Below are 24,615 nucleotides of genomic sequence, written 5' to 3' on the forward strand. Positions count from 1 at the left end.
TATGGGGAAATTAAAAGTAGGAGTTATTGGTTGTGGAAGTATCGCGCAAAAACGACATCTAGTTGAATACGGGGCAAACGATCAGGTTGAAATAATGGCAGTCTGTGATATCAATGAGCAGCGTGCTTCCGAGGTCGCAAGCGAGTACAATGCAAAACCCTATTTTAATTATAAAGAGTTACTGGCAAATCAAGACCTGGATGCAATAAGTGTTTGTCTACCAAATTATCTTCATTCAGAGGTGACCATTGCCTCTTTAAACAGTGGAAAGCATGTATTATGTGAAAAGCCTATGGCTACGTCAAAGGAAGAAGCAGAAGCAATGATTACGGCAGCTGAAGAAAACGGCAAGAAATTAATGATTGCCCATAATCAGCGTTTCGTGGCTTCGCACACAAAGGCAAAAATGTTAATTGAAGCTGGGGAAATTGGCAAGGTTTATAGTTTTCGGACAACATTCGGGCATGGAGGTCCTGAGGGCTGGAGTATTGATGGAAAGGAAAGCTGGTTCTTTAAGAAGGAAGAGGCATTTATTGGGGCGATGGGTGATTTAGGTGTCCATAAGTCTGATTTAATCCGTTATATTCTAGGAAAAGAAGTGCTTGAAGTAGGGGCAATGGTAGAGACCAACGCAAAGAAAGATACAACAGTTGATGATAATGCGGTTTGTATTTTGAAAATGGAAGATGGAATCATCGGAACATTAACGGCTAGTTGGGCGTATTCACCCAAATCTGATAATTCAACCGTTATCTATGGAGAAAAAGGGATTATACAACTTGAAGACGATCCGACCTATTCGCTGATTCTTCAATATAAAAATGGGGAAACAGTTAACTATGAATTAGCAAAAATCCAATCAAATGAAGTTGGTGGTCAAACAACAACTCACGTAATCGACCATTTTGTTGATGCGATTATCAACAATACTCCAACACCTGTACCTGGTGAAGAAGGCTATAAATCTTTAAAAGTGATTTTGGCAGCACTAGAATCAAAGAAAACACAAACAATTGTACAACTATAAAGGGAGGTTGAATAAGTGAAATTAGGAGTTTTTACTGTTCTATTTGCTGATAAGTCGTTTGAAGAAATGCTGGATCACGTGAAAGAAGCAGGAGTGGATGCGATTGAGATTGGAACAGGGGGGTATCCTGGAAACAATCATTGTCCATTAGATATCCTGCTTGATTCAGAACAGGAACGGAAGAAATACCTACAAGCAATTGAATCTAGAGGGTTAATGATTAGTGCTCTAAGTGCTCATGGGAACCCGTTAACACCTAATAAAGCATTTGCAAAAGAGAGCCATGAGACACTGATCAAAACGATTCAATTAGCAGAACTCCTTCATGTACCTGTTGTTAATGGTTTTTCAGGGACACCAGGAGACAGTGAAAATGCAACATACCCTAACTGGCCAACTGCACCGTGGCCAAATGAATACAGTGATATCTTAAAATGGCAGTGGGAAGAGAAATTAATCCCTTATTGGAAGGAAGTTGGGCAGTTTGCAGAAGACCATTCCGTAAAAATTGGTCTAGAATTACATGGAGGATTTTTAGTTCATACGCCGCACACCATGCTGAAATTAAGAGAGCGAACGTGTGAAGCTATTGGAGCAAACCTAGACCCAAGTCACCTTTGGTGGCAAGGCATTGATCCAGTGGCAGCCATTAAAATTCTTGGAAAGGAAAATGCTATTCATCATTTCCATGCAAAGGATACGTATATTGATCAGGATAATGTAAATATGTTTGGTCTAACGGACATGCAACCATACGGTGAAATCCAAACGAGGGCATGGAACTTCCGCTCGGTAGGCTTAGGTCATAGTGTTCATGAATGGTCAAATATTATCAGCGCATTACGTACGTATGGTTACGATTATGTAGTCAGCATTGAACATGAAGATCCTATTATGTCGATAAACGAAGGCTTCACAACAGCCGTTAGACATTTGCAGTCTGTGTTAATCCGAGAACAACCAGCTAATATGTGGTGGGTATAACATGTAATTTCAAAGTCACTAGTTATAGCACTAGAAGAGGCTAGGGTAGAAGTATTTTAACTTATGGAAAATCAATCCTTACCGATGCGGTCTATGTATACCACTCCTGAAATATACTTCGCTTTCCGTGGGGAGCTAGTGAGCTTCCTCGTACTATCGCACTCCGGGATCTCACTCCTGCTCTAGTCCCCACAGGAGGTCTACGTATATTTCATCCGCTAGATTAGTGCTTCGTTCGTATCCTGAGCTCTTAGGTATGTTCCAGTCTCTTTACTTATTGACTATCTATTAAGCTAAATTGCTTAGAACCACTGATAAAGGTTCATCATACTAACTCCTGGATATGAGAGGAACGAGCGGCGGTTGCTTCGTATAAAGCAATCGTCTTTTTTTGTGGAATCAGATGAAAGTCTGCGCAACTCGTAGTAAAATATGGTAAAGGTATTAATGGAATATAACGGGAATTCACTTTTTTTAAAAGAAAGGAGAATAAAAGTGGATCTCATACTCTGGATCACAGTAGGTTTCTTCATCATCGGATTTATTGTTCTTTTGGTGATTAAGAGAAAGATAGAAAGCAAGAAACATGCAACGACAAATTCCATGGTTTGGCTGGTCGGGGCAACCACCGTCTGGGGTGTGATAAGTATCAACCTTGTGGTGTGGTGGTTTAGTAGAACTTTTTGAGTTAGTATTCAACCAACATAAAATGAAACAATTGAAGGAGAACCTATGAAAAAGACGATCGTTGTGATTAGTGTCACCATATTTATATTTTTATTTATGTTTAATATCCAAGCTGGTAAGACGAAAAATGTCCAAGTAAGCATCGAAGAGTCGATCAAGTTTTCCGAGGAGGAAATACATGACGCCTTAACCGTTGTAAAGAGAAAGTTCAAGGGATATAGAGGATGTGAATTGACGGAGCTATGGTATGACGAAAATCAATCAAATAAAGATGCCAAAGACTATCTGATATATGGCAATGGTTCCACAAACGGTATCAAGGAAGAAAATGTGATTGTGCTTTTGTCAAATTTTGATGTGAATGCCTCCGGTGGTGATGGCAGTTTCGAGCCAAACTCAACCGAATCCAATTGGAAGTGGATCTTAATTAGGGATGATAAAAATGATAAGTGGAGCGTTGATGATTGGGGATATTGAATGTCGGCTGAATTCTCTCACTAAGTAAAAGCTGAAATTATTTTCAAACACCTGTGTCGATCTGTTCATTCGTTCGTTCACCTTTATTGCCTCCTTTAGGTTGTGTAAGTCCCTGTTGGAAGGGTATGACGGTTTGATTTTATAGACAGGAGGTTATCTTGTGAATTTCACTACTAAAAAAATGAGGCGTAATTGGCTCAAACAAATTAACAATGGCAGCTGTGAAATAGACACCTCTTATGATTTTTCGTGTATGGATAGATATGTGGAGAATAGAAAGATTGTTCTGATAGGGGAAAGCAGTCATGGAATAGCTGAGTATTACACAACCAAAATCAATATGATTAAATACTTACATGAGAAGCATGGATTCAATGTAGTTGTTTTAGAAAGTGGTTTGCTTGAAGGGGTATTGTGTAAAAGATTATTAGATCAGATGTCACCGAAGGAACAGATTCAACATTCATTACTAGATATATTTCATAATGAAGAAATGATCCCACTGTTTAATGAACCATGGGCTAATCAAATACATATAGCTGGAATGGACATTCAACCTACTTATCCAAAGGTTTCTAATGCTTTACTCTCTTGGGTACAGAAGCATATAGATGATGAATTATACAATACATTAGTTGAGGTTGAACAATTATTTTTTGATATTGATAAAGAAATACGAGGTAAAACTAAAATTCCTAAGAAGTTAAAACAGGATATTAGCAAGTGTATTGAAAAATATCATGCTAGTTTAGAAGTCACTAAAAGTAAGATTAAAAATGTTGAAAATCTAGAAATTCATAAAATGCTCAGGCTAGTATTGCGTGGGATAGAGAACCGCATAAAATGGCTAAAAATAAACCTACAAAGCTTTATTGCTTCTGGGGTACAAAGAGGCAATTATATGTTTACTAATCTTAAATGGCTAATAGAAGACTATTATGCTGGTGAAAAGGTTATTGTATGGGCCCATAATTTTCATATCCGAAAAAGTAAAACGATTACCTCAAAACTTTTCAGGATAACAAATGTTGGTCAGTTGTTGAAAGATCACTATGATGAAAAAATATATTCGGTTGGATTATATGCTGGTAAAGGGAAATTTTCTTCCTTGCTTAGAGTTAGTTTTCCCATAAATACTTCTAAGAAAAAACATTTGGAGAATATACTCTTAGAAGCTAATGCTCATAATTGTTTTGTACCCTTATCCAATATAGACCTCCCCAAAAGAAATTGGCTCAATAGAAGGTGGTGGTTGTTAGAAGCTGGTATGATGGGACAGTTGCCAATTGCAATATTCCCTCAAAAACATTATGATGCCATAATGTTTTGCAGAGAAGTAACCCCACCAAGTTATTTTAATGGAAATGAAGAAAGAGCATTTAATTAAGAACTAGGTATTTTAAGAATAGAAATCTTCATCGTAGACTATGGAGTTTATTGGGCGTTTTGAATCAGATAAAACATATTTTGTTACCTACTTAACTAAGAGAAATGGCTTACTTATTTCTAAGGGACATTAAAATATAGAAGTTTCCTGACTAATAGGTGGCATAGATTAATGAAGTTTTATGCTAAAGGGAGCGCTGCTTCAATAAGGAACAGCGCTCTTTCCTTATTGTACTAACGGAGCAGTTTAGTTGAGCAGGGTTTTCTAAGAAAATCTAAACTATTATAGTGTGCTTTGATTACAGATCAAAACATGCTTTTTTTATCTTTATCTGTTTGTTATCCTATAAATTCACTTTATAAATAATAGAATCAAAGATAATTTAGGAAAAATGAACAAGTTGAAACTTTTTGTATATCTAGATCTCTCTAAGTAATGAGAGGAGTGAGTGACGAGACGATGAAACATGATCTGCATACTGTGAAAAGGGCGATAAATGGAGAGGCTGAAGCTTTTGAAGAATTACTTTTTAAAGAAGAAAAAATGCTTTATTACAAGGCTCTTTCTTATGTTGGAAAGAAAGAAGAGGCCTTAGATGCTATTCAAGAAACAGCGTGCAAAGCATTTCTTGCGATAGGACAATTGCGAAACCCAGAGTATTTTTCCACTTGGTTGTTTAGAATTTTGATTCGTGAATGTTATAGGCTGTTACGAGCACGAGAACAGATGATTCCTTATGAGGAAAGCGAATTGTTGAAGAGATTAGATCGCAAGCAGGACGAAGAGATAGATTCTTTTCATTTAAGTGAGGCATTATCGAGGCTAAATTCGTCTTATCAAACAACAATCATCTTATTTTACTATCACGACCTATCTATTCAGGATATTTCCGAAGTGATGGAAAAGCCAGTTGGTACAGTGAAAACGAATTTACGTCGAGCAAAGACTATATTGAAAAGTGAGTTAGAAAGGAGTTATCAATTAAATGAAAAAATCACATGATCCCCACGAGGAATTCCCACAAGGTCAAGTTCGATCAGCTATTCGTTCGGGAATCGTTCAAGCTAAAGAGCAATTAGATACGCCTCGTTTTAGAATGACCAATGGGAAAAGTAAAATAATCTATGCTTTGTGCAGTGTGGCAGCTATTTTTGGAATATTGGTTGGTTCCTCTTACTATTCTCCAGCTTTGGCAAGCAGTTTGTCTCAAATACCGATTATCGGTTCTGTTTTCGGGAATTCTAATTTTATCGGTTTACAACAAGCTCAAAAAAATGGGTTAACGAATGAAATTGGGGAGACACAGACGATCAATGGAATTTCTGTTACGCTTGATGAAATTTTATATGATCAAAATAATATTACCATAGGTCTTTTCATTGAATCTGTTAAGGAACTTGATAAATTTTATTTTGGTGCTGGGATGGATTTTACGATGAATGGGAAAAATCCTGCTGGGGCCACTGGGAGTTACGGTGAAGAAATTCTTTCGCAAACAACACGGACTGCCATTCAAGAAATAAATGTGAGTCAAGAGATGCCAGATAAGTTCGAACTTGGATTAATGTTACATGGAGAAAATGGAGAAACATGGTATTTCTCAACACCAGTTGAAAAGATTTCCGACATTCATAACATTCCTCTTCAACATTCACAGACTGTTGATGGGTTGACCCTTACCGTAACAGAAATGTCTCTAAGTCAAACAGGTATGAGTATGGCCTATGAGAGTTCTGAAGAGGAAGCAGATTTTGAGCTAAGTCGCGGAGGAAACATCGAATTCTTGGTAGTTGATCAAGATGGTAATGAAATTACAGGTCGCTCGGGTGGAGCAACAGGTGAAAGGGTTAAGGATAGAATAGAGTTCAAGAGTAGTAAGCAATTTGATCCCATTGATTTTAATGTTACTGAATTGACAATCACTCCTTATTTAGTCATTCCGACGCACGGGGGCGGAGTGGAAATTGACGAAAATGGCGAGGAAAAAGAGTTAGAATTTAAAGGGGATTCTATACAGCCGGTTGAGTTTAACTCTTTTAAAGTGAAAATCCCAGAAATTTACCAAGAAGAGTTTAATTTTGAGTAAAATAAATGACTTTACTCAAAAAACAAGAATTTATCTATTTACTACAATTAAGAAGAGGAGCCAGCTCTAAAATATGAACTGGCTCCTCTTCCCCTCAGAAGCTGACAAACGACACGTACATAAACTGTAAAAAAATACCTATCCAGTTAATGTGAAATTATTTTAAGTAGCAAATTAATCAAGAACCTGCACAAAAATTTTTATTAAATATTTTTCAATGCCCTTAACAGATAACTCATCTAATAGGATATCTTCATAAAAAAAACCTTGCAAAACCAGTTCATTATCTTTTGCATATTTTACTAATCTGTTGTAGGTTTGCTCAATACTGGGATATCCGTTCTCATGATAGGCAATCAAATAAGTTCCTTTTTCAATAGTAAGATTCGCATAATTCGGTTCGTTTACTTTTGAATACAGGTAGTCATATTTAACACTTTCTCCATTTAGAACGTTTTTTACACTGATCATCCACCCTTCAGAGGCGGACGTATTTATATTATGTTCCTCTAAATATTTGTAGTGAAACTGCAATGAGTCATAGATGTTTTTATCGTTTGTTAAGGGTTTTGATTCCGTAACTACTATGAATTCTTCCTCATCTTTATATTCTATAACAATATTTGAAGTATTAACTTCCAATGCTACTTTTGTAACATTTATTTTGTCTACGACGAATGTTCTCATTTTTTCGAGATGATTGATTTTCGCAGTAAGAGCGTTTGCTTCTTTCTCGAGTAAATGAATCAACTTTTTGGGTGATCTGTCATCAAGGTATGCTTTAATATCATTTAAAGGCATATCTAATTCCTTTAATATCCAAATCACGTTGAAAACATCTGATTGATAAATGGAATAGTACCGATACCCATTAGAAGCAATGATTTCCGGTGAAAATATACCAATTTTATCATAATAAAACAAAGTATCTTTACTGACATTCATTAATTTCGCAAATTGGCCAGTCGTTAAATAACCTTGTGAGTGTATGTTCATAAAATCTTCGTCTCTCCTCTAAATATTTGCATCCCTGTTAGAATAATTATACATTTTTCTATTTCGAAATAGAAAAATAGCACATACGATAAGAGATAGTAGTTCTGCCAATGGAATAGCCACCCATATTCCGTTAACTCCTAGTATTAATGGCAGTACCAATAGTCCAGTTAGTACAAAAACTAATGTTCTTAGGAATGAGATGAATGCTGAAACCTTCCCGTTTGAAAGGGCAGTAAACAACATGGAGGTAAAGATATTTAACCCCATGAATAAGAAGCTAATACAGAATATCGGAAACCCATCCATAGCTATGTGATAAACACCACTCCCCTTTTCCACCATAAATTGGATCATGAAAGGTCCAAGCAAAAGAGATAATCCAAACACCGCTACGGAGCTAATGCTAATAACAAGCATGCTACTCTTAAAAATACGCTTGAGTTGTTTCTCATTTTTATTTCCATAATTATAGCTAATGATTGGTGCAATACCAACAGAGTATCCCATAAAAACAGGGGTTAAAAACATCATAAGATAAAGCATGATCGTAACAGCAGCAACTCCTTCTACTCCAATATATTTTAGCATTAAGAGGTTAAAAGCAACGGTTACGACAGATAGGGAAAGGTTTGTAACCATTTCAGAAGAACCGTTGATACAGCAGCTCAGGATGACTTTCCAATCAGCTTTTGGCCTAGAAAAGTGAAGCGGGTTTTTTTTAGCTGCTAAGAAGTACACGATTCCAATAAGTGCTGGAATTGCAATTCCTATAGCAGTTGCAATGGCAGCTCCCTCGATTCCCATATTCATTATAACGATAAATACATAATCCAAAACAATGTTTGCACTTCCTCCGATAAGTGTGATGACCAAACTTAGATGGGGTCTTCCTGCTGTCACAAAAAAGGTTTCAAACATCATTTGAATTATTATTAATGGGCTGACTATCAATAAGATTTTTGCGTAAGAGAAAGTATAATTAAAAAGCTGTTCATTTGCTCCTGCTCCGATCAGCTCTAACAATGGCCGAATAAACAATAATCCAAAAATCATGATCAGGAGTCCAATGACTGTGCCAAAACATACGATAAACGTAAAATTACTCCTAGCTTCCTGGTACTTATTTTCGCCCATTTTTTTAGCGATAATGGCACTTCCACCTGTACCAAGCATTAAAGCAATGGCAAATATTAACGAATATACAGGCAAAAATATATTAACTGCGGATAGTGCAGTTGCATTCACATAACGTGCTACAAAGATACCGTCAATCATGGTATAGACTGATATAAATACCATTACACCAATGGTTGGAGCAGCGTATGCTAGCAATGATTTCATTGTGTGTTCTCTTTCTATTCCTTTTGAAATTGTCATGGTGATCATCTCCAGTGTGTAATATTCAATACTCGTATCTTAAAGTATGGAGTTACACCATAGTCAAGGCAGAAATTAGTTTAGATAGTTGAGTGTAGTCATGCAATGAGATTCTTTAGGTGGTGAAAGATTTAATTAATGAATTGTTTTGTGGCGGGGATAGGGAGAGAGGTAAAGGAAGACTACTTTTGGATACTTGTGATAATCGGTAATTAAAAGGAGGAATATAATGTTAGAATTAATTTTTGGAAATTTCTTTTTTTTATTGATTTTAGTAGCAATAGGAATATTTATTATTTTAAGGGTAAAAGTGTATAAATCTAAGAGTGCAACTAAACAAGACAAAGAAGAAATTGAACTATTGAGGAGACATGTGGAAGAATTGGAACGAAATAAATAGTGTTATAGAAAAAGGTTCCAGTGAAAGAGGTTTTTTGAATAGGGACAAATCTAATAAAAAAAGAGGTTGAAACAAAACATTTCAACCTCTTTTTGACATCTTAAATTATTCTTCATCCATAAATGGATATGCAATTTCTGTAGTTGGAGCAAAGTTTTCTTTGATAATACGAGGACTTGTCCAACGAATCATGTTAAATACAGAACCTGCTTTATCGTTTGTACCAGAACCACGAGAACCGCCAAATGGTTGTTGGTTAATCACCGCACCAGTTGGTTTATCATTGATATAGAAGTTTCCAGCCGCACCAGATAAGCGGCGTTCTAAGTGCATAATTGCTTGACGATCTTGTGCAAAAATTGCGCCTGTTAAAGCATACATAGACGCGGTATCTACTGCAGTCAATGTTTCTTCTAATTTATCATTTTCATATACATAAATCGTTAATACTGGTCCAAAAATTTCTTCTACCATTGTTTTGAAGTTTGGATTTGTTGTTACAATGATTGTCGGTTGAACGAAATATCCAACTGAATCATCATAAGTACCGCCAGCAATAATTTCTGCTTCTTCAGAAGCTGCAGCATAGTCGATGTAGCTTGTGATTGAATCAAAAGCTGCTTTATCAATTACCGCACCCATGAAGTTTGTAAAGTTTTGGATATCCCCTACTTTAAGCTTAGCCGTTTCTTCCACTACATCAGCTTTCACTTCTTCCCACATGCTAGAAGGGATGTAAGCACGAGAGGCCGCTGAACATTTTTGACCTTGGTATTCAAACGCACCACGAACAAGGGCAGCTGCTACTTTGTCTGCTTGTGCAGTTTCGTGAGCAAATACAAAGTCTTTTCCACCAGTTTCCCCAACCAAACGAGGATAGGATTTATAGTTTGTAATGTTTTCTCCTATGGATTTCCAAATTGTTTGGAACGTACTCGTTGATCCAGTAAAATGGAATCCAGACATACGAGGGTCTGTTAAAACGACTTCCGATACTTGTGAACCACGAGAAGGTACGAAGTTGATTACGCCTTTTGGTAATCCTGCTTCTTCTAAAATACGCATAAAGTAGTAGTTTGATAGTAAAGCAGTTGTTGCTGGTTTCCAAACGACTACATTCCCCATCATTGCAGGAGCTGATGGTAAGTTCCCACCAATTGCCGTGAAGTTAAATGGAGAAATTGCCAATACAAAACCATCTAATGGACGGTATTCTAAACGGTTCCAAATATTCTTCACGCTTTCTGGTTGAATTTGGTAAATTTGATTAGCATAATCAACGCCAAAACGTAAGAAATCTGCTAATTCTTGTGCAGCATCAATTTCAGTTTGATAAGCTGTTTTTGATTGTCCTAACATCGTAGCAGCATTCATTACGTCACGGTATGGACCAGAGATTAAATCAGCAGCTTTTAAGAAAATGGATGCACGGTGTTCCCATGGCATATTCGCCCATGATTCTTTTGCAGCCATTGCGGCTTCTACAGCATCACGCAACTCTTTTTCTCCAGCTTGCGAAAAGTTTGCCAATACATGTTGATGATCATGGGGCATAACCACTTGCTTTACTGTATCCGTCTTAATATTTTCTCCATTAATAATCACAGGGATATCGACTACGATATCAGATTGGCGGTTTAATTCTGCCTTTAATGTTTCTCTTTCTTTTGTACCTGGAGCATATGTATTGCCAGGCTCATTTTTAGGTGTTGGGATTTTGAAAATTCCGTTACTCATTTTTTCACATTCCTTCCTGTGTAGTTTATTTTGTATACACCTATAAAAGATGCAATATTCGTGCCAAAAAAATAAAAAAGGGTAATATTTCTCTCTAGTGGATGTTCAAACACCTGTCGACCCCTAAATATTAGAAATATTTAAACGATTCTTTATATACAAAAGTGTTCACCCTTATACACTTTTGTATATAAAGAATTGTCAAAAAATTGTTTCGTTCCCCCGCTTTTTTAAACTTATTGGAACATTTTATTCGACTGGTTGTTATAACTTACTTTAGGATAGTAACTTCTCAGTGATCCATGATCTTAACCTCAGCTGCATTTTCTCTCTATGCCATGGATAGTGACGGGTGAAAATCCCAAATTAGTTCAAATGTCTCTAAATGAAATAAAGGTTATCTGAGTAAGACCTCTTTGACGTGTAATAAGCCAGAATCAGAGGTTAAGTTGTCTCCATTAAAAGTAACCTTGATTCGTAATTGAAATGCATCGTTGTATCCTTTACTCTATACATAGAAAGAGCGTAGCCTTTGGTTTTGTCACTTTAAATCTACCAAAGGCTGCGCTCTTTTTTAGTCTTATTGTTCACTTTTTTAGAAAAATAAATCTACTACTAAGTGTTTCTTTTAGTTTTTATAAACTGATTTGCTTCTTCTCTTGCTCACGGTTTGGCCACGCTTCTATACCTTTTAAACCTTCAATATCATCAGCATAGAAGACAGGGTCCTGACCTGCTTTACGTTGTTGCATGTAATTGTCCAATGCTTTAAAAGCAATTCTTCCAAGTATTCCAATGGCAATAAGGTTAGTTAATGCCATAAATGCCATTGCAAAATCTGCGAGATCCCAAACAATCTGTAAGCTTGCAACAGAACCAAATACAATCATACCAAGTACCAGTAAACGATAAACTAATAGTGCTGTTTTGCTGGAATTAATAAACCCAATATTTGCTTCTCCATAGTAGTAGCTTCCAATGATAGAGCTAAAGGCAAATGTTAAGATCGCAAAGGATAAGAATATTCCAGCCCAAGAACCAAAATGTTCTCCCATAGCGGCTTGCGTTAGTGCAATTCCCTCTAAACCAGAATTGTAAGAATCAGATAATAAAATGATAAACGCAGTCGCTGAACACACTAATATAGTATCAAAGAATACCCCTAATGCCTGGACAAAACCTTGCTTTACTGGATGGGAAACGGATGCAGTTGCAGCTGCGACTGGCGCACTACCCATACCTGCTTCGTTAGAGAATAACCCACGTTTTACCCCTATCATGATGGCAGCGCCAATTCCACCACCAACAGCTTGCTCAAGTCCAAAAGCACTTTTTAAAATTAAACCTATAACAGCTGGAATTTCTGTAATGTTTGTAATTGAAACATATAAAGCTAAAACAATATAAAAGGACGCCATGACTGGTACGATTATAGATGAGAAATTTGCAATGCGTTTAACTCCACCGAAAATAATGATGGCTGCTAATATGGCCAATACTATTCCTACTATTGCCCCGTTAATTCCGAACGAAGAATTGAATGCTTCAGCAATCGTATTACTCTGTACTGCATTAAAAGTTAAACCAAAGGATGCAATAATCGTAACTGCAAAAATAGTACTCATCCATTTCTTTCCTAATTGTTTTTTCATATAATAACCAGGTCCGCCCTTGAATCCTACTTTATCAGGCACCTTATAAATTTGCGCTAAAGTACTTTCGATGAAAGCACTCGCGCCGCCGAGCACGGCAACAATCCACATCCAGAAAACCGCACCAGGTCCACCTAAAGCAATGGCCATCGCAACACCGGCAACGTTCCCTGTTCCAATACGAGTTGCAGCTCCAATAAAGAATGCTTGAAGTGAAGAAATTTGTTTTTCGCTTTCCTGAGAAATAGTATTCTTATCTTTTAAAATACGGAACATTTCTCCAATATGACGTATCTGAACAAATTTACTTCCAATCGTAAAATAAAGTCCTAAACCTATTAATAAAGCAATTAAAATATACCCCCATAAAAGTGTATTGGCTTGTCCAACTAGATTACTTAAGAAATCCATACTTAGCCCCCAAATATATTATTTTGTATTAATGAAACTTTTCTATTTTAGGTTAATTGATAGCTTATGATGTTTTGTTACCATTTTTATGGATACTTATTTCTCTATTTTGAAAGAGCGGTTAAAAATAGAAGAGTACCTGAATTATTTATAGAATTTCTATAATAGGGTTACTCTATTAATTGCAATAATTGTGCCAAATATAGTATGTGTTGTTATAGGATATTACCCGTAAACCTAGACAAAAGTGTATTGTGAAATGTCTAACTGTTTAGATAATTGACACAAATGAAAAAGGTGAGAACTAGTCGTTCTCACCTTGTCTTTCTTTTAAATTACGCTTTTTAATTTTGTTATATAAAGTGGCCCTTGAGATACCCAATAACTTCGCTGCGGCTGCTTTATTTCCAAACGTTATTTGTAATGCAGATTGTATTTCTTCATCACATTGACCATTCAGTTTCTTTGGTTCCTCGAATTGAATATTTAATGAATGAGGATTATTATCTTTCACAAAATTCTTAGGCAAATGGTGGGGCTTAATCACCTCGTTATCGCTTGCCAAAATGATAATGCGTTCGATAATATTACGAAGTTGCCTTATATTTCCTTGCCATGGGTGTTGAAGAAAGGTATACATAACTTCTGGGTCGATTTCAGGAATTGGCATTTTGTATTTTACAGAGAATTCCTTTAAAAATAATTGAATTAACTCAGGAATGTCTTCGGTACGATCCCGTAAAGAGGGAATAGCGATTGAAATGACATTTAAACGGTAATATAAATCCTCCCGAAAACTTCCTTCATCGATCATCTTTTCTAGATCTCGATTTGTAGCAGCAATGATCCTTACGTCAGTTGGAATTGCTTTACTTCCACTAACACGATAATAATGCTTTTCTTGTAATACTCTTAATAACTTAACTTGTAATTCAAGTGGCATTTCTCCAACTTCATCAAGGAAAATAGTACCTCCTTTTGCAGCATCAAACTTTCCTTTTTTTCCTCCCTTTACCGCTCCGGTAAAGGCTCCCTGTTCATACCCGAAAAGTTCGCTTTCAAATAACGCGGTAGGGATGGCACCACAGTTAATGGCAACAAAGGGGTGGTTAGATCGATTTCCAGCATTGTGTATTCCTTCAGCAAACAACTCTTTCCCAACGCCACTGTCTCCAGTAATTAATACCGAGGCATCTGTTTTAGCTACTTTATTTGCTAGATTAATAGCCTCTTTTAAAACATGGCTTCTACCTTTAATTTTGCTAAACGGAGAATGGTTTTGATGGCTTTGAGTAGTGCTTTTCAAATCATGTAAGTGGGCGGTTGTTGAAGCCAATTCATCATTTAATTTAACCATCTGAGTAATATCTCTTTCAATTGAAATACCTCCAACGACTTCTGTACCAACATAGACCGGAGAGGTATTAATTAAAACATAAACATTTGGATTAGGCTGGTGATATTTGTTTGTAACTCCTTGTTTTTGTTTTATTGTGGACATTAAAATAACAGCCTCTTTTTCAAAAAAATTTGTAATAGATTGGCCATACACCTCATTTAATAAAAGCTTATACATTTCCTCAGTCTTATGATTCAAAAATAGAATACTTCCATTACTGTCAACCGTTGTAACAGCATCCTCAACGGAGTTAAGAAGAGCATCATAATAAGCTTTTGTTAGTTTCCATTGTTTGAAAACTTCTTTCATTAATATTGAGTGGGGAACCCATCCGGAAACTTCATTATTTGCTCCTTTTAAAGCAATATCTCTACCTTCTTCGTTAATATCAATGTCACTTAATAGGGTCGTATTACTGTATACGTCCATTTTATTTTTATCAAGATCGCTTTTCCATGGCAGTGCAAATGTTTCAAGAGCCATTTGGTGTTGCAAATTGAAAACCCCCCAACAAAATCAAGATTCACTAAAATGTTTACATGATTGTCTATGTTGGAATTCATTATAGACGTAATTGACTAAAAATTGAATATTTTTTTCAGTTAAATTTTGATTAGTGTCGATTAATAGTTTTAAAAAAAGATTCGGTTATAGTTCAAAATGATTTTGATTCTTTTTTAAAAGGTGGTGGTGGTAATACATTTTATCGGTAAAACCCAAGGATGATAGGGTTTACGACGTTGTCTAAAGTGTTTGGACTAATGAGGTATTAATTTTATAAACCGTTGAAAAATTCCATAAAATTAATTGGCATGAATTTTGCATATAGAAGAGTAGCGAGAAAAAAATCTAGACTAAATACTGGAGGGATTAAAATGATTTTACATCAACCAATGAAATTATTCTTTATGTTCCTTTCACAAAACAAAGCAATGAATGTTGCCGCAAAAAGGTGGGGGTTAAAAGTAGGAGCATCTCAAGTAGTAGCGGGAAAAGACATTGAGAGTGCAATTGCTAAAGTGAAAGAATTAAATAAACAAGGATTAGTTTGTACACTTGACCATTTAGGGGAGTTTGTAGACAGCAAGGAAGAAGCAATTGAAGCAACGAAATACTGTATTAAGACATTAAATGCTATGGCATCTTCAGGTATTGACTGCAATCTATCTCTTAAAATGACACAGCTTGGTTTAGATATTAGCGAAGAGTTTTGTTTGGAAAATATGCGACGTATTGTTGGTACTGCTAAACAGTCTAACAATTTTGTGAGAATTGATATGGAGGATTCCTCACACTGCCAGCAAACATTAGATATTTTGAAAGAGTTAAGAAAAGATTATGACAATGTTGGAACGGTTATTCAAGCTTATCTAATTAGAGCTGAAGAAGATATTAGAAGCCTAAAAGGCACCTCTCTAAGACTAGTAAAAGGTGCGTATAAAGAATCGCCTGATGTAGCCTTTCAAGAAAAAGCGAAAATCGATGAAAATTATTTCAACATCATCAAAGACCATTTACTAAGTGGAAGTTATACAGCAATCGCAACTCATGATCATTATATTATTGAAAAAGTAATAATGTTTGTAAAGGAGAACCAAATTGAGTGCAGTCAATTTGAATTTCAGATGCTTTACGGCTTTCGGACTGAATTACAACAAGAATTAGTAAAAAAAGGCTATACTGTGCGTATTTATGTACCATTTGGAGAGGATTGGTTTGGGTATTTTATGAGACGTATGGCTGAACGTCCGCAAAACGTTGCATTTGCAATAAGAGGTATACTTTCGAAATAACAGCCAGAAATGTTTATATTTTGAGAATAGCTTCTAGTAATCATTTGGGAGTGAAGTATTTGAACTGCTTAAAGAACCACTTCGGATGCTGAGTCTGAGTGTTCGTATTCCTATTCACATGGATAACGGTATCGTAACAATATTTATTTGGATACCGTTCCCAACATAGTGACTCAGTAGTACCAACAACTAAAGGAGGAGTTCGCTTTCATCCAGAAGTAACAGAAGAAGTGAAATTATTATCCATTTGGGGGACTTAAAAAGCGGCATTATCTGTGATCTCAGGTAAATGTCCTTTGGTGAACTAAAACGATTAAGTCGAGGATATGTAAGAGCAATTAGTCAAATTTTTAGTCCAACAAAAGATGTTCCCGCTCCCGAATGTATTTACTTGGATGATGGATGAGTACAACCGGATACGCGAGTTTGATTCACCAGGATTTATTACGGAAAAACCTCTCGTTTTAGGTGGATCTCATGGCAGGGAAACAGCCACTTCAAGTGGAGTCATTGTCTCTTACTTTGAATGAGTACAAAACAATTTAGGGTATTATTGGTCGGAAGAGGAGGTTTCCATAAAAACAAAAACAAAATTAGTAGAAGCTTTTAACGATGTTATTGAAACGGCTGGAGAAAGTCGAATCGGTTAGCTGCTTATATGGTTGGATCCTAGAAAAATGGCTGAAGCTTCAAAATCTCGAGGATGGATTTAAGGAGGAGTTATTTGTGAATACTTACTGTGTAGTTGCAAGTGTTTGTGATGGAACGATTGATCAGGTATTCGTAAGTGAAGGGGACTATGTATATGAATGGGAACCTTTATTTCAACTGAAGACGAATGATGGTGTACTGAAAAAGGTAGAGATGGGGGTAGGTGGGAATATTCTTTCTTTGAATGTGAAGCCGGGGGATAGAGTTATACATGATATGACGTTAGCTATACTAAAAGAAGATGATCAACCTAGTGGTTGTGATTAACATTGGAACCTATAAATCGCCGATAATATTGCATATGACTTAATGAATAGCATATGACTTAATGAATAGAAAAAATAAATGGTGAATTGATAAATTATATTGGTGGAAATCAAGAAAGATAACAGTTGTAAGTCAGGAAATTGGAGTGAATAAGACGACTTTTTATAAGCTAGTTAGAGAGTGAAAAATAACTAAATATAATAGAAGAAACATGGCAAACAATAGAGCTTTCTCCTTAAAGCTTCTCTTTGTTTCTATATAAATCATTAAGACAATATACTGAGGTAGGAGATTAATCCTATCTCCTTTTTCGTTTATATTAAGTAGAATTTTTTTGTGAAATGTAGTTGTAGATAAAAAGGAGGAAGTCTCTATAAAAAGAACTGTCTTAACAGGTATTGATTTGTCAGTAGCATTAAACTCTGATTTTAGCTTAAAGTTTTTCCGGAACCGGTCGTGTGCTAGGTAAAGCCGTTGTTTTTTGTTTCAAGAGCTCGGGCTACAAGGGCTTCTACGGCTAGCCTTGGTACTTATATCTAATTCTAAGGTGTAAAAAGCAACCAATAGGTTATTAAAATTTGCTGGAATTGTTACATACTTAATTTAATTTTCATGGATGGCTACAAAGTGGTTTGTGGTTATATATATATTTTATTGCATAAGTAACTAATGGAGTGCGTTGATTTAACAAAGGTCAGTATGCTAAAGGGTAATGGGCTTAACAAGCTGGTACTGCCGTTGTGGTGCTAACGAATAGGTATGTGTAAGAGTCTTTCATATTCCAATTAATAATAGTAAAATAAAAGTGAACTGGAAAATTGTAGCTAGGGTTCCGCTATCTAAGTAGGTCAGTGACCGAGGGCTACATCTTTTACAATATGTAAAAGGCACCTATTGACATAAAAGGTCCGAGGGGAAAGGTTCAGCGTATTTGTTATGCGTTGAAATCTTTCTCTTCGGCTTTTTTTTAATTTCAAGGAGGTTTATATTATGAAAAGAATTGATGATTTAAAAGCTGGTGTTGCAGTTATTATATTAAATAACGAGAACAAAGTTTTGTTGCAAAAGAGGTCTGATGTAGGACTTTGGGGTATTCCTTCAGGCCATATAGAAATAGGAGAAACCGTTTCCCAAGCTGCTATAAGGGAAGTAAAAGAAGAAACCAATTTGGATATAAGCATAAAAAAGCTAATTGGTGTATACTCTGACCCTAATTCACAGGTATTTGAATATCCAAATGGTAAAGTAGTACACTTTATAACAACTTGTTTCCTTGCTGAAATTACAGGTGGAGAACTTAAATGTAATTCAAATGAGTCACTAGAAATTAAGTTTTTTGACCAGCATAGCCTACCGCAAGACTTATTGAAAATGCACCCTAAATGGTTAAAGGATGCTTTATCAAATAGAGAATTAGCGTTCATTCGGTAAGAAATTCTTATTGAATGAACGGGTGCATTGATTTATCTTTGTAGCCACGAGTCTAGACTGTTATCAGATCATACGAGCAGCTTTGTATCAACCTGGACTGAAGCATTATATATTTAAGACTAAATATAGATGTAAAATTGAATAGGTGGTAATTATGGTGGATATTACAATTGAGAAATTACAAAATGCAGATTTTGAGAAATTATTTGAATTTGAACTTGAAAACAGAGCTTATTTTGAAGAAATGGTACCGAGTCGTGGGGATGATTACTATAACTTTGAGGCCTTTAAAAAAAGGAATAAAGCTCTGCTGAATGAACAAGATCAAGGGTTATCATATTTTTATTTAATTAAGGATAAAGATGGTTTAATTCTTGGAAGAATGAACTTAGTAGGTATAGAAAAATCTCAGGGGATTGGTCATATCGGTTATAGAGTGGGAAAATCATATACTGGTAAAGGAATTTCTAACAGAGCATTGACACTCTTATTAGAAAGTACAAATCAGCTAGGTATAAAACGGATCTTAGCGAAGACAACGACTAATAACATAGCATCTCAAAAAGTCTTGGAAAAAAACGGATTTAAGTACAGAGAAACAAGTGATGAAGAATTTAATATGAATGGACAACTTTTATCTTTTGTTTATTATATTTGGGTGAAATAACATACAGCTTCACTAACAAACGGGAGCGTTGATTTAAAAAAGTCAACGCACTTCTTGTTGTGCTATTGAAGCAGTTTTGTTTAATATTTGTGTTAGTTAAACAGAGGAGGAGTATTTTTTTATGAATTATGAGGACACATTAAAAAAATATATCGAAGCTACTAATACACATGACTTTAACAATGTGAAAAAGGTACTTCATGACCAAGCAATTTATTGGTTTACGGATAAAACATGTACCAATTCAAGAGAAATTCAGAAATACTTTGAAAATGCCTGGGAACTTATAAAAGAAGAGGTTTATACAGCTAATGATATACGTTGGATTTCAACTGATCCCAATTCAGCAACATGTATTTACTCATATCATTATAAGGGATATCATAACGGGAAATTAGTGTCAGGTAATGGAAGGGCAACAAACATATTTATAAGGACTAACTATAATGAATGGAAGTTAATACATGAACACTTGAGTAGTCCATCATAGTATTGAGCTACCATGAAAGAATGTAATGTAATGCACAGGCTTTCTTTTTGATTATCTATTAACACCTTGTAGTGAATTAACAGAAGCCCTGTTCTTAATATCTTGGTATTCAGGGGAATCAAGTATGCCTTCTACTAAGAGAAACTATCATAGAAGAATAACACAAGATAGCCTCGCGTCCCCAAACTCATAAGGATAACAAAGAAGAGTGCCGTAACCGCACCTATTGTTACCTTAGCTTCTGCTGCATCCAGACCACAGACACGCGAGCCCCGGTCCAGATCAGTGCTTCCTTTCTACTGATACCGAGGAACCCCATCAGTCTAACCTTCTTCATAGAAAAATATTTTGCTAGTTTTATAACAACTTCAATAAATTGTATCGTCCGTACAAGTGAAAAAATAATTTCGAGCTTAAAACCGCATTAGATAAGCGCTTACATTACTGTTGTGTAGAATATTCAAAAAATATACTTGCGCATGAAATGTAGCTGACTTATAATAAACTCAAAGCTTATACGTACAAGTTAACGCACCTATGAAAGCGCTTTTAACCGATGCTAAGTCACTTGTCTCAGTAGAAAAAGGTAGTTTATAAGGGGGGGTTTGCCAAAAATCCTTGGCAGGTTCATTTCAGTTTTATAATTTAATCAATATGTACGTACCTCATAAGGGCAGAGATTAAAAAAAGAGATTATATTTTATTTTTAAAGAAAATGGGAGGGTGTACGATGAAGAAATTTTTATTAATGCTCAGCTCGGCAGCTGTACTGCTTTCAGCATGTGGCGGAGGCGGAAACAATGAAACTGGTGGTGGCGAAGGCGGAGATTTAGAAGAGCAGGTTGTAGTTGGAGACGATATTGAAGGAGCTACAGAATTTACTTTCTGGAATTTCCAGGAACTGCATTCACAGTTTTTTGAAGATGCTGTTAATCGCTGGAATGAAGAAAACTCAGATCGGCCGATTAAGCTGATTGCAGAAACATATCCGTATGACCAAATGCATAATAACCTTCTTTTATCCTTACAATCTGGCAGCGGAGCACCTGATTTTGCAGATATTGAAATTTCCCAGTTCCCTAACTATCTGCAGGGGCAGCCTCAGCTGGAAGCTTTAAATGATGTAGTTGAGCCTGAACTAGACAACATGGTATCTTCCCGGTTTGAAATCTATGCGAAAGATGGAGAGTATTACGGAATGGATTACCACGTTGGTGCTACAGTTATGTTTTATAACGAAGAAATCATGAACGAAGCTGGTGTAGATCTTGATTCCATTGAAACCTGGGACGATTACATCGAAGCTGGGAAACAAGTGGTGGAAAATACAGATGCGGTTATGACAACCCTTGAGTCTGACGAGCATTTTAGTTTCTGGCCTCTCATCAGCCAGCGTGGTTCAGATTACTTTGATACAGATGGATATGTGATTCTTGATAACGAGGTAAATATTGATACATTACAATTTCTCCATGATCTGATATACGAGCATGAAATTGCAAGCGTTACTCCAGGTGGTTTCCACCATGCGGAGGAATATTACGGATTTATGAATGACGGAGGAGCTGCTTCTTTAATGATGCCAATGTGGTATATGGGCCGCTTCCTGGATTATATGGAGGATCTTGAAGGCAAAATGCAGATTCGTCCTCTCCCTGCTTGGGAAGAAGGCGGTAACCGCTCCGCTGGTATGGGGGGAACTGGAACAGTTATTACCAACCAGACAGAAGACCCTGAATTAGCTAAAGAATTCCTTGCTTTTGCAAAACTATCAGAAGAAGGAAACATTAAGCTGTGGGAGATTCTTGGATTTGATCCTCCAAGGCACGATGTCTGGGATTCTGAAGCAATGAGAGCAGATAACCGATTCTTCCAGTATTTCCACGATGATATTTTTGATATCCTTCTGGAAATCCGAGATGACATTAATGATTTAAATATTACGGAACAGACTCCTAATGCTCAGCAGGAAATTCACTCTACTGTTATGCACTCTGTGCTACGCGAACAGAGCAAAACACCTGAAGAAGCTTTGAGCGATGCAGCAGAAGCTGTTAGAAGCAGGATGACTGATTAAGGTTTACCCACTTGTCCGGGAGGAGAGGAATCCCCCCTTTTCCTTCCTCCTTGGACAGTATTTTTGCAGAGGAGGCAAGAGCCGTGCAAACTTCAATTCCAACAAATAAAAATACCGGTACTGGTATGGAGAAGAGGAAAACCCGCTTTAAGTTTCTATATTCAAAAAAAGCGGCACCTTACATTTTCGTCTCTCCATTTATACTGTCATTCCTGGTTCTTTCACTTTATCCCTTTATCAGTGCAGTTAACATGAGTTTTCAGCGGGTTTTGCCTGGTCAGGTAGAGTACATTGGTACATCAAACTACAGCCGGGTGTTTAATCCAACATTCTATACTGCATTACAGAACACTACGATATACGTCATATTCACTGTAATTATCCTGACTATATTACCAATGGTATTTGCCATATTTTTAAACCACAGGCTTATGAAATTCACTAACTTCTTCCGGGCTTCTATCTTCATTCCGGCGTTAACGTCTGTTATTGTGGCCGGTACTATTTTCCGGATGATATTTGGAGACTCCGATACAGCATTCGCTAATCAGGTGCTTCAGTTTATCGGGCTAAACCCTGTAGAGTGGCGTTATAATTCATGGTCAGCGATGTTTCTGATGGTTACCTTGGCCTCCTGGAGATGGCTCGGAGTAAACATTCTGTATTTCCTTGCTGCGCTTCAAAATGTTAACCATGATCTGTACGAAGCAGCTGATATTGACGGAGCGAACGCATGGCAGAAATTTAAAAATGTGACGTATCCAGCAATAAAGCCAGTAGTGATCTTTCTCACCACAATTACTACGATCAATGGTTTCAGAATGTTTGAAGAAAGCTTCGTATTCTTTGAAACGAGCTCACCGGGAAACATTGGGTTAACAGTTGTTGGTTATATTTACCAGGAGGGTATTCAGCGTAATGATATGGGCTTTGGTGCTGCGGTAGGAATTGTACTTCTTGGTATTATCTTTGTTATCAGTGTAATTCAACTATATGCAACCGGCGCATTTAAAAAGGATGATTAATGATGGAGAAGAAAAAAACGGTACAAGAAAAAACATTAAGTATATTTTTAGTAATCCTTTTCAGTATTGTTGCTCTCATAGCTCTTTTCCCGCTTATCGCACTGGTAATCGCCGCACTTAGTCCGGCCTCAGATCTCATGCGTTATGGGCTCACAAGCCAGTTGTTTTTATCGAGCTGGGATTTTCAGAACTTTGAAGCTATTTTTGGTGCAGAGGGTACACGTTATTGGCAATGGTATGTTAACAGTTTAATTATTTCGGCATTGTTAATAGTTCTCTCCCTCTTTTTCTCGTCTATGGTAGGATATGCCCTTGCTTTATATGACTTTAAAGGAAAACGCTTTATCTTTGTTCTGGTTCTGCTCATTCTCATGATTCCATTTGAAATTTTAATGCTTCCGCTGTTCCGTATGATGATGTCCTTTCAGTTGATAGATTCCTATTTTGCAGTAATGCTGCCGCTCATTGTTGCTCCTATCGCGGTATTTTTCTTCCGCCAGTATTCACTTGGGCTTCCGAAAGAATTAATGGAATCTGCGCGTGTGGATGGCTGTACGGAATTTGGAATTTTCTTTAAAATCATGGCGCCATTAATGCTGCCATCCTTTGCAGCTATGGCAATTTTACAAGGCTTGTCAAGCTGGAATAACTTCCTGTGGCCATTACTCGTGTTGCGTTCAAACGATATGTTTACACTCCCGTTAGGGCTGGCAACACTTCTCACACCATACGGCAACAATTATCAGGTTCTATTTGCAGGATCCGTTTTAAGTATTGTCCCAATTATTATCTTATTTCTGTTCTTTCAGCGCTTCTTTATTGCAGGACTTACTTCCGGCGGTGTTAAAGGATAGGTTTTGAAGCTATATGAGTTTGAAAGGAAGGTGAACAACAATGATGAAAAAAATTGATCTGTTGTTTCGGTTAATCTCGAAGTTTGCATTGTTAAACCTGCTGTGGATAGGTTTTTCTATCCTAGGTTTAGGAGTGATTGGATTTTTTCCGGCAACAGTTGCTATGTTTTCCATTTCAAGAAAATGGGTGAGGGGTGAAGAGGATATCACGGTTTTCTCAGGTTTCTGGAGCGAATACAAAAGAATGTTTGTTAAATCCAATATCTTCGGATGGATTGTAGCACTCATAGGATTCCTGCTTTATATAAACTATCAGGTAATTATCTCTCTCGGAACAGAGACCCCGTTCATTGTTGTTCTCTCATATATATTTGTAGTGCTTATGTACATTATGTTCGTAGTAACCCTGGTTCCTGTTGCTGTTCATTTTGAAGGCGGAACGCTTGCAATTCTCAAAAAGACTTTTCAGTTTATGGTAGGCAGGGTCCATATTGCACTGCTGTTTATACTCCTTATTTGGGCTTCTGTATATATGTCGCTGGCATTTCCAACAGCCATTTTGTTTTTCTCAGGCAGTGTGCTGTCTTATATGGTCATGTGGTTCTTTACAAACAGTTTAAAAAGAATAGAAACAAAACAGGTAAAGGTGAAGGCGAGCTTTTCATAGGAGGGAATGG

Annotated in this window: 21 protein-coding genes and 1 pseudogene; 17 read left to right on the plus strand and 5 right to left on the minus strand. The window is 36.6% G+C overall.

Annotated elements, in window-relative coordinates:
* The first annotated feature begins 1 nt into the window (after position 1).
* The 6 genes from RYX56_RS14670 (at position 2) to RYX56_RS14695 (ending at position 6,648) form a co-directional block, all read left to right on the plus strand.
* The gene (locus RYX56_RS14670) at positions 2-1,027 is read left to right on the plus strand and encodes a Gfo/Idh/MocA family protein (RefSeq protein ID WP_317122782.1); all 1,026 of its coding nucleotides are present in this window, start codon (positions 2-4) and stop codon (positions 1,025-1,027) included.
* Between the two features lie 15 nt (positions 1,028-1,042).
* A complete protein-coding gene (locus tag RYX56_RS14675) occupies positions 1,043-2,011 on the plus strand; it encodes a sugar phosphate isomerase/epimerase family protein (RefSeq protein ID WP_317122783.1) in 969 nt (322 codons plus the stop codon).
* A gap of 732 nt (positions 2,012-2,743) precedes the next feature.
* The gene (locus RYX56_RS14680) at positions 2,744-3,175 is read left to right on the plus strand and encodes a DUF4829 domain-containing protein (protein ID WP_317122784.1); all 432 of its coding nucleotides are present in this window, start codon (positions 2,744-2,746) and stop codon (positions 3,173-3,175) included.
* Between the two features lie 160 nt (positions 3,176-3,335).
* Positions 3,336-4,562 carry an erythromycin esterase family protein gene (locus RYX56_RS14685; RefSeq protein WP_317122785.1) on the plus strand — a complete coding sequence of 409 codons (1,227 nt, stop codon included), beginning with the start codon at positions 3,336-3,338 and terminating at the stop codon, positions 4,560-4,562.
* Between the two features lie 459 nt (positions 4,563-5,021).
* Complete coding sequence (locus RYX56_RS14690; protein ID WP_317122786.1) at positions 5,022-5,564, plus strand: sigma-70 family RNA polymerase sigma factor; 543 nt, start codon at positions 5,022-5,024, stop codon at positions 5,562-5,564.
* Positions 5,548-6,648: a DUF4179 domain-containing protein gene (locus RYX56_RS14695; RefSeq protein WP_317122787.1), complete on the plus strand. Its 1,101-nt coding sequence runs from the start codon at positions 5,548-5,550 to the stop codon at positions 6,646-6,648. Before RYX56_RS14690 ends, RYX56_RS14695 begins: the two co-directional genes overlap by 17 nt.
* Before the next feature lie 174 nt (positions 6,649-6,822).
* On the opposite strand, the gene RYX56_RS14700 is transcribed toward RYX56_RS14695, so the two are convergent.
* Both RYX56_RS14700 and RYX56_RS14705 read right to left on the minus strand, forming a co-directional pair.
* Complete coding sequence (locus RYX56_RS14700) at positions 6,823-7,644, minus strand: MerR family transcriptional regulator (RefSeq protein ID WP_317122788.1); 822 nt, start codon at positions 7,642-7,644, stop codon at positions 6,823-6,825.
* A gap of 18 nt (positions 7,645-7,662) precedes the next feature.
* A complete protein-coding gene (locus RYX56_RS14705; protein ID WP_317122789.1) occupies positions 7,663-9,024 on the minus strand; it encodes an MATE family efflux transporter in 1,362 nt (453 codons plus the stop codon).
* A 229-nt stretch (positions 9,025-9,253) separates the two neighbouring features.
* Between RYX56_RS14705 and RYX56_RS14710 the strand changes: the two genes are divergently transcribed.
* Positions 9,254-9,424 carry a hypothetical protein gene (locus RYX56_RS14710; RefSeq protein ID WP_317122790.1) on the plus strand — a complete coding sequence of 57 codons (171 nt, stop codon included), beginning with the start codon at positions 9,254-9,256 and terminating at the stop codon, positions 9,422-9,424.
* A gap of 105 nt (positions 9,425-9,529) precedes the next feature.
* Here the strand turns inward: RYX56_RS14710 and pruA are convergent, their stop codons facing one another.
* The 3 genes from pruA to RYX56_RS14725 form a co-directional block, all read right to left on the minus strand.
* On the minus strand, positions 9,530-11,161 hold the full coding sequence (gene pruA / locus RYX56_RS14715) for an L-glutamate gamma-semialdehyde dehydrogenase (RefSeq protein WP_317122791.1): 1,632 nt from the start codon (positions 11,159-11,161) through the stop codon (positions 9,530-9,532).
* A 635-nt stretch (positions 11,162-11,796) separates the two neighbouring features.
* On the minus strand, positions 11,797-13,224 hold the full coding sequence (locus RYX56_RS14720) for an alanine/glycine:cation symporter family protein (protein ID WP_317122792.1): 1,428 nt from the start codon (positions 13,222-13,224) through the stop codon (positions 11,797-11,799).
* 304 nt (positions 13,225-13,528) lie between these two features.
* Positions 13,529-15,118 (minus strand): sigma-54 interaction domain-containing protein, encoded by a 1,590-nt coding sequence (locus tag RYX56_RS14725; protein ID WP_317122793.1) that lies wholly within the window; start codon positions 15,116-15,118, stop codon positions 13,529-13,531.
* Positions 15,119-15,498: 380 nt separating this feature from the next.
* Between RYX56_RS14725 and RYX56_RS14730 the strand changes: the two genes are divergently transcribed.
* From RYX56_RS14730 to RYX56_RS14775, 10 genes and pseudogenes are all read left to right on the plus strand, one after another.
* A complete protein-coding gene (locus tag RYX56_RS14730) occupies positions 15,499-16,416 on the plus strand; it encodes a proline dehydrogenase family protein (protein ID WP_317122794.1) in 918 nt (305 codons plus the stop codon).
* Between the two features lie 43 nt (positions 16,417-16,459).
* Positions 16,460-16,931 (plus strand): annotated as a pseudogene (locus RYX56_RS14735) (Glu/Leu/Phe/Val dehydrogenase dimerization domain-containing protein); the annotation flags it as partial.
* 97 nt (positions 16,932-17,028) lie between these two features.
* Complete coding sequence (locus RYX56_RS14740) at positions 17,029-17,394, plus strand: biotin/lipoyl attachment domain-containing protein (RefSeq protein WP_317122855.1); 366 nt, start codon at positions 17,029-17,031, stop codon at positions 17,392-17,394.
* A gap of 990 nt (positions 17,395-18,384) precedes the next feature.
* Entirely contained in the window at positions 18,385-18,825 is a 441-nt protein-coding gene (locus RYX56_RS14745; protein ID WP_317122795.1) for an NUDIX domain-containing protein, read from the plus strand.
* A gap of 154 nt (positions 18,826-18,979) precedes the next feature.
* Positions 18,980-19,492, plus strand: a complete 513-nt coding sequence (locus tag RYX56_RS14750; RefSeq protein WP_317122796.1) for a GNAT family N-acetyltransferase — start codon at positions 18,980-18,982, stop codon at positions 19,490-19,492.
* A gap of 121 nt (positions 19,493-19,613) precedes the next feature.
* Positions 19,614-19,982, plus strand: coding sequence for a YybH family protein (locus RYX56_RS14755; protein WP_317122797.1), 369 nt, complete (start codon positions 19,614-19,616; stop codon positions 19,980-19,982).
* A 730-nt stretch (positions 19,983-20,712) separates the two neighbouring features.
* A complete protein-coding gene (locus tag RYX56_RS14760) occupies positions 20,713-22,059 on the plus strand; it encodes an ABC transporter substrate-binding protein (protein WP_317122798.1) in 1,347 nt (448 codons plus the stop codon).
* Between the two features lie 125 nt (positions 22,060-22,184).
* A complete protein-coding gene (locus RYX56_RS14765; protein ID WP_317122850.1) occupies positions 22,185-23,084 on the plus strand; it encodes a carbohydrate ABC transporter permease in 900 nt (299 codons plus the stop codon).
* A gap of 2 nt (positions 23,085-23,086) precedes the next feature.
* Positions 23,087-23,938: a carbohydrate ABC transporter permease gene (locus RYX56_RS14770; RefSeq protein ID WP_317122851.1), complete on the plus strand. Its 852-nt coding sequence runs from the start codon at positions 23,087-23,089 to the stop codon at positions 23,936-23,938.
* A gap of 40 nt (positions 23,939-23,978) precedes the next feature.
* The gene (locus tag RYX56_RS14775) at positions 23,979-24,605 is read left to right on the plus strand and encodes a YesL family protein (protein WP_317122799.1); all 627 of its coding nucleotides are present in this window, start codon (positions 23,979-23,981) and stop codon (positions 24,603-24,605) included.
* The last annotated feature ends 10 nt before the right edge of the window (positions 24,606-24,615 follow it).

Origin of the sequence: Alkalihalophilus lindianensis (genome assembly GCF_032843265.1) — a bacterium.
GTDB classification, from domain to species: domain Bacteria; phylum Bacillota; class Bacilli; order Bacillales; family Bacillaceae_D; genus Alkalihalophilus; species Alkalihalophilus lindianensis.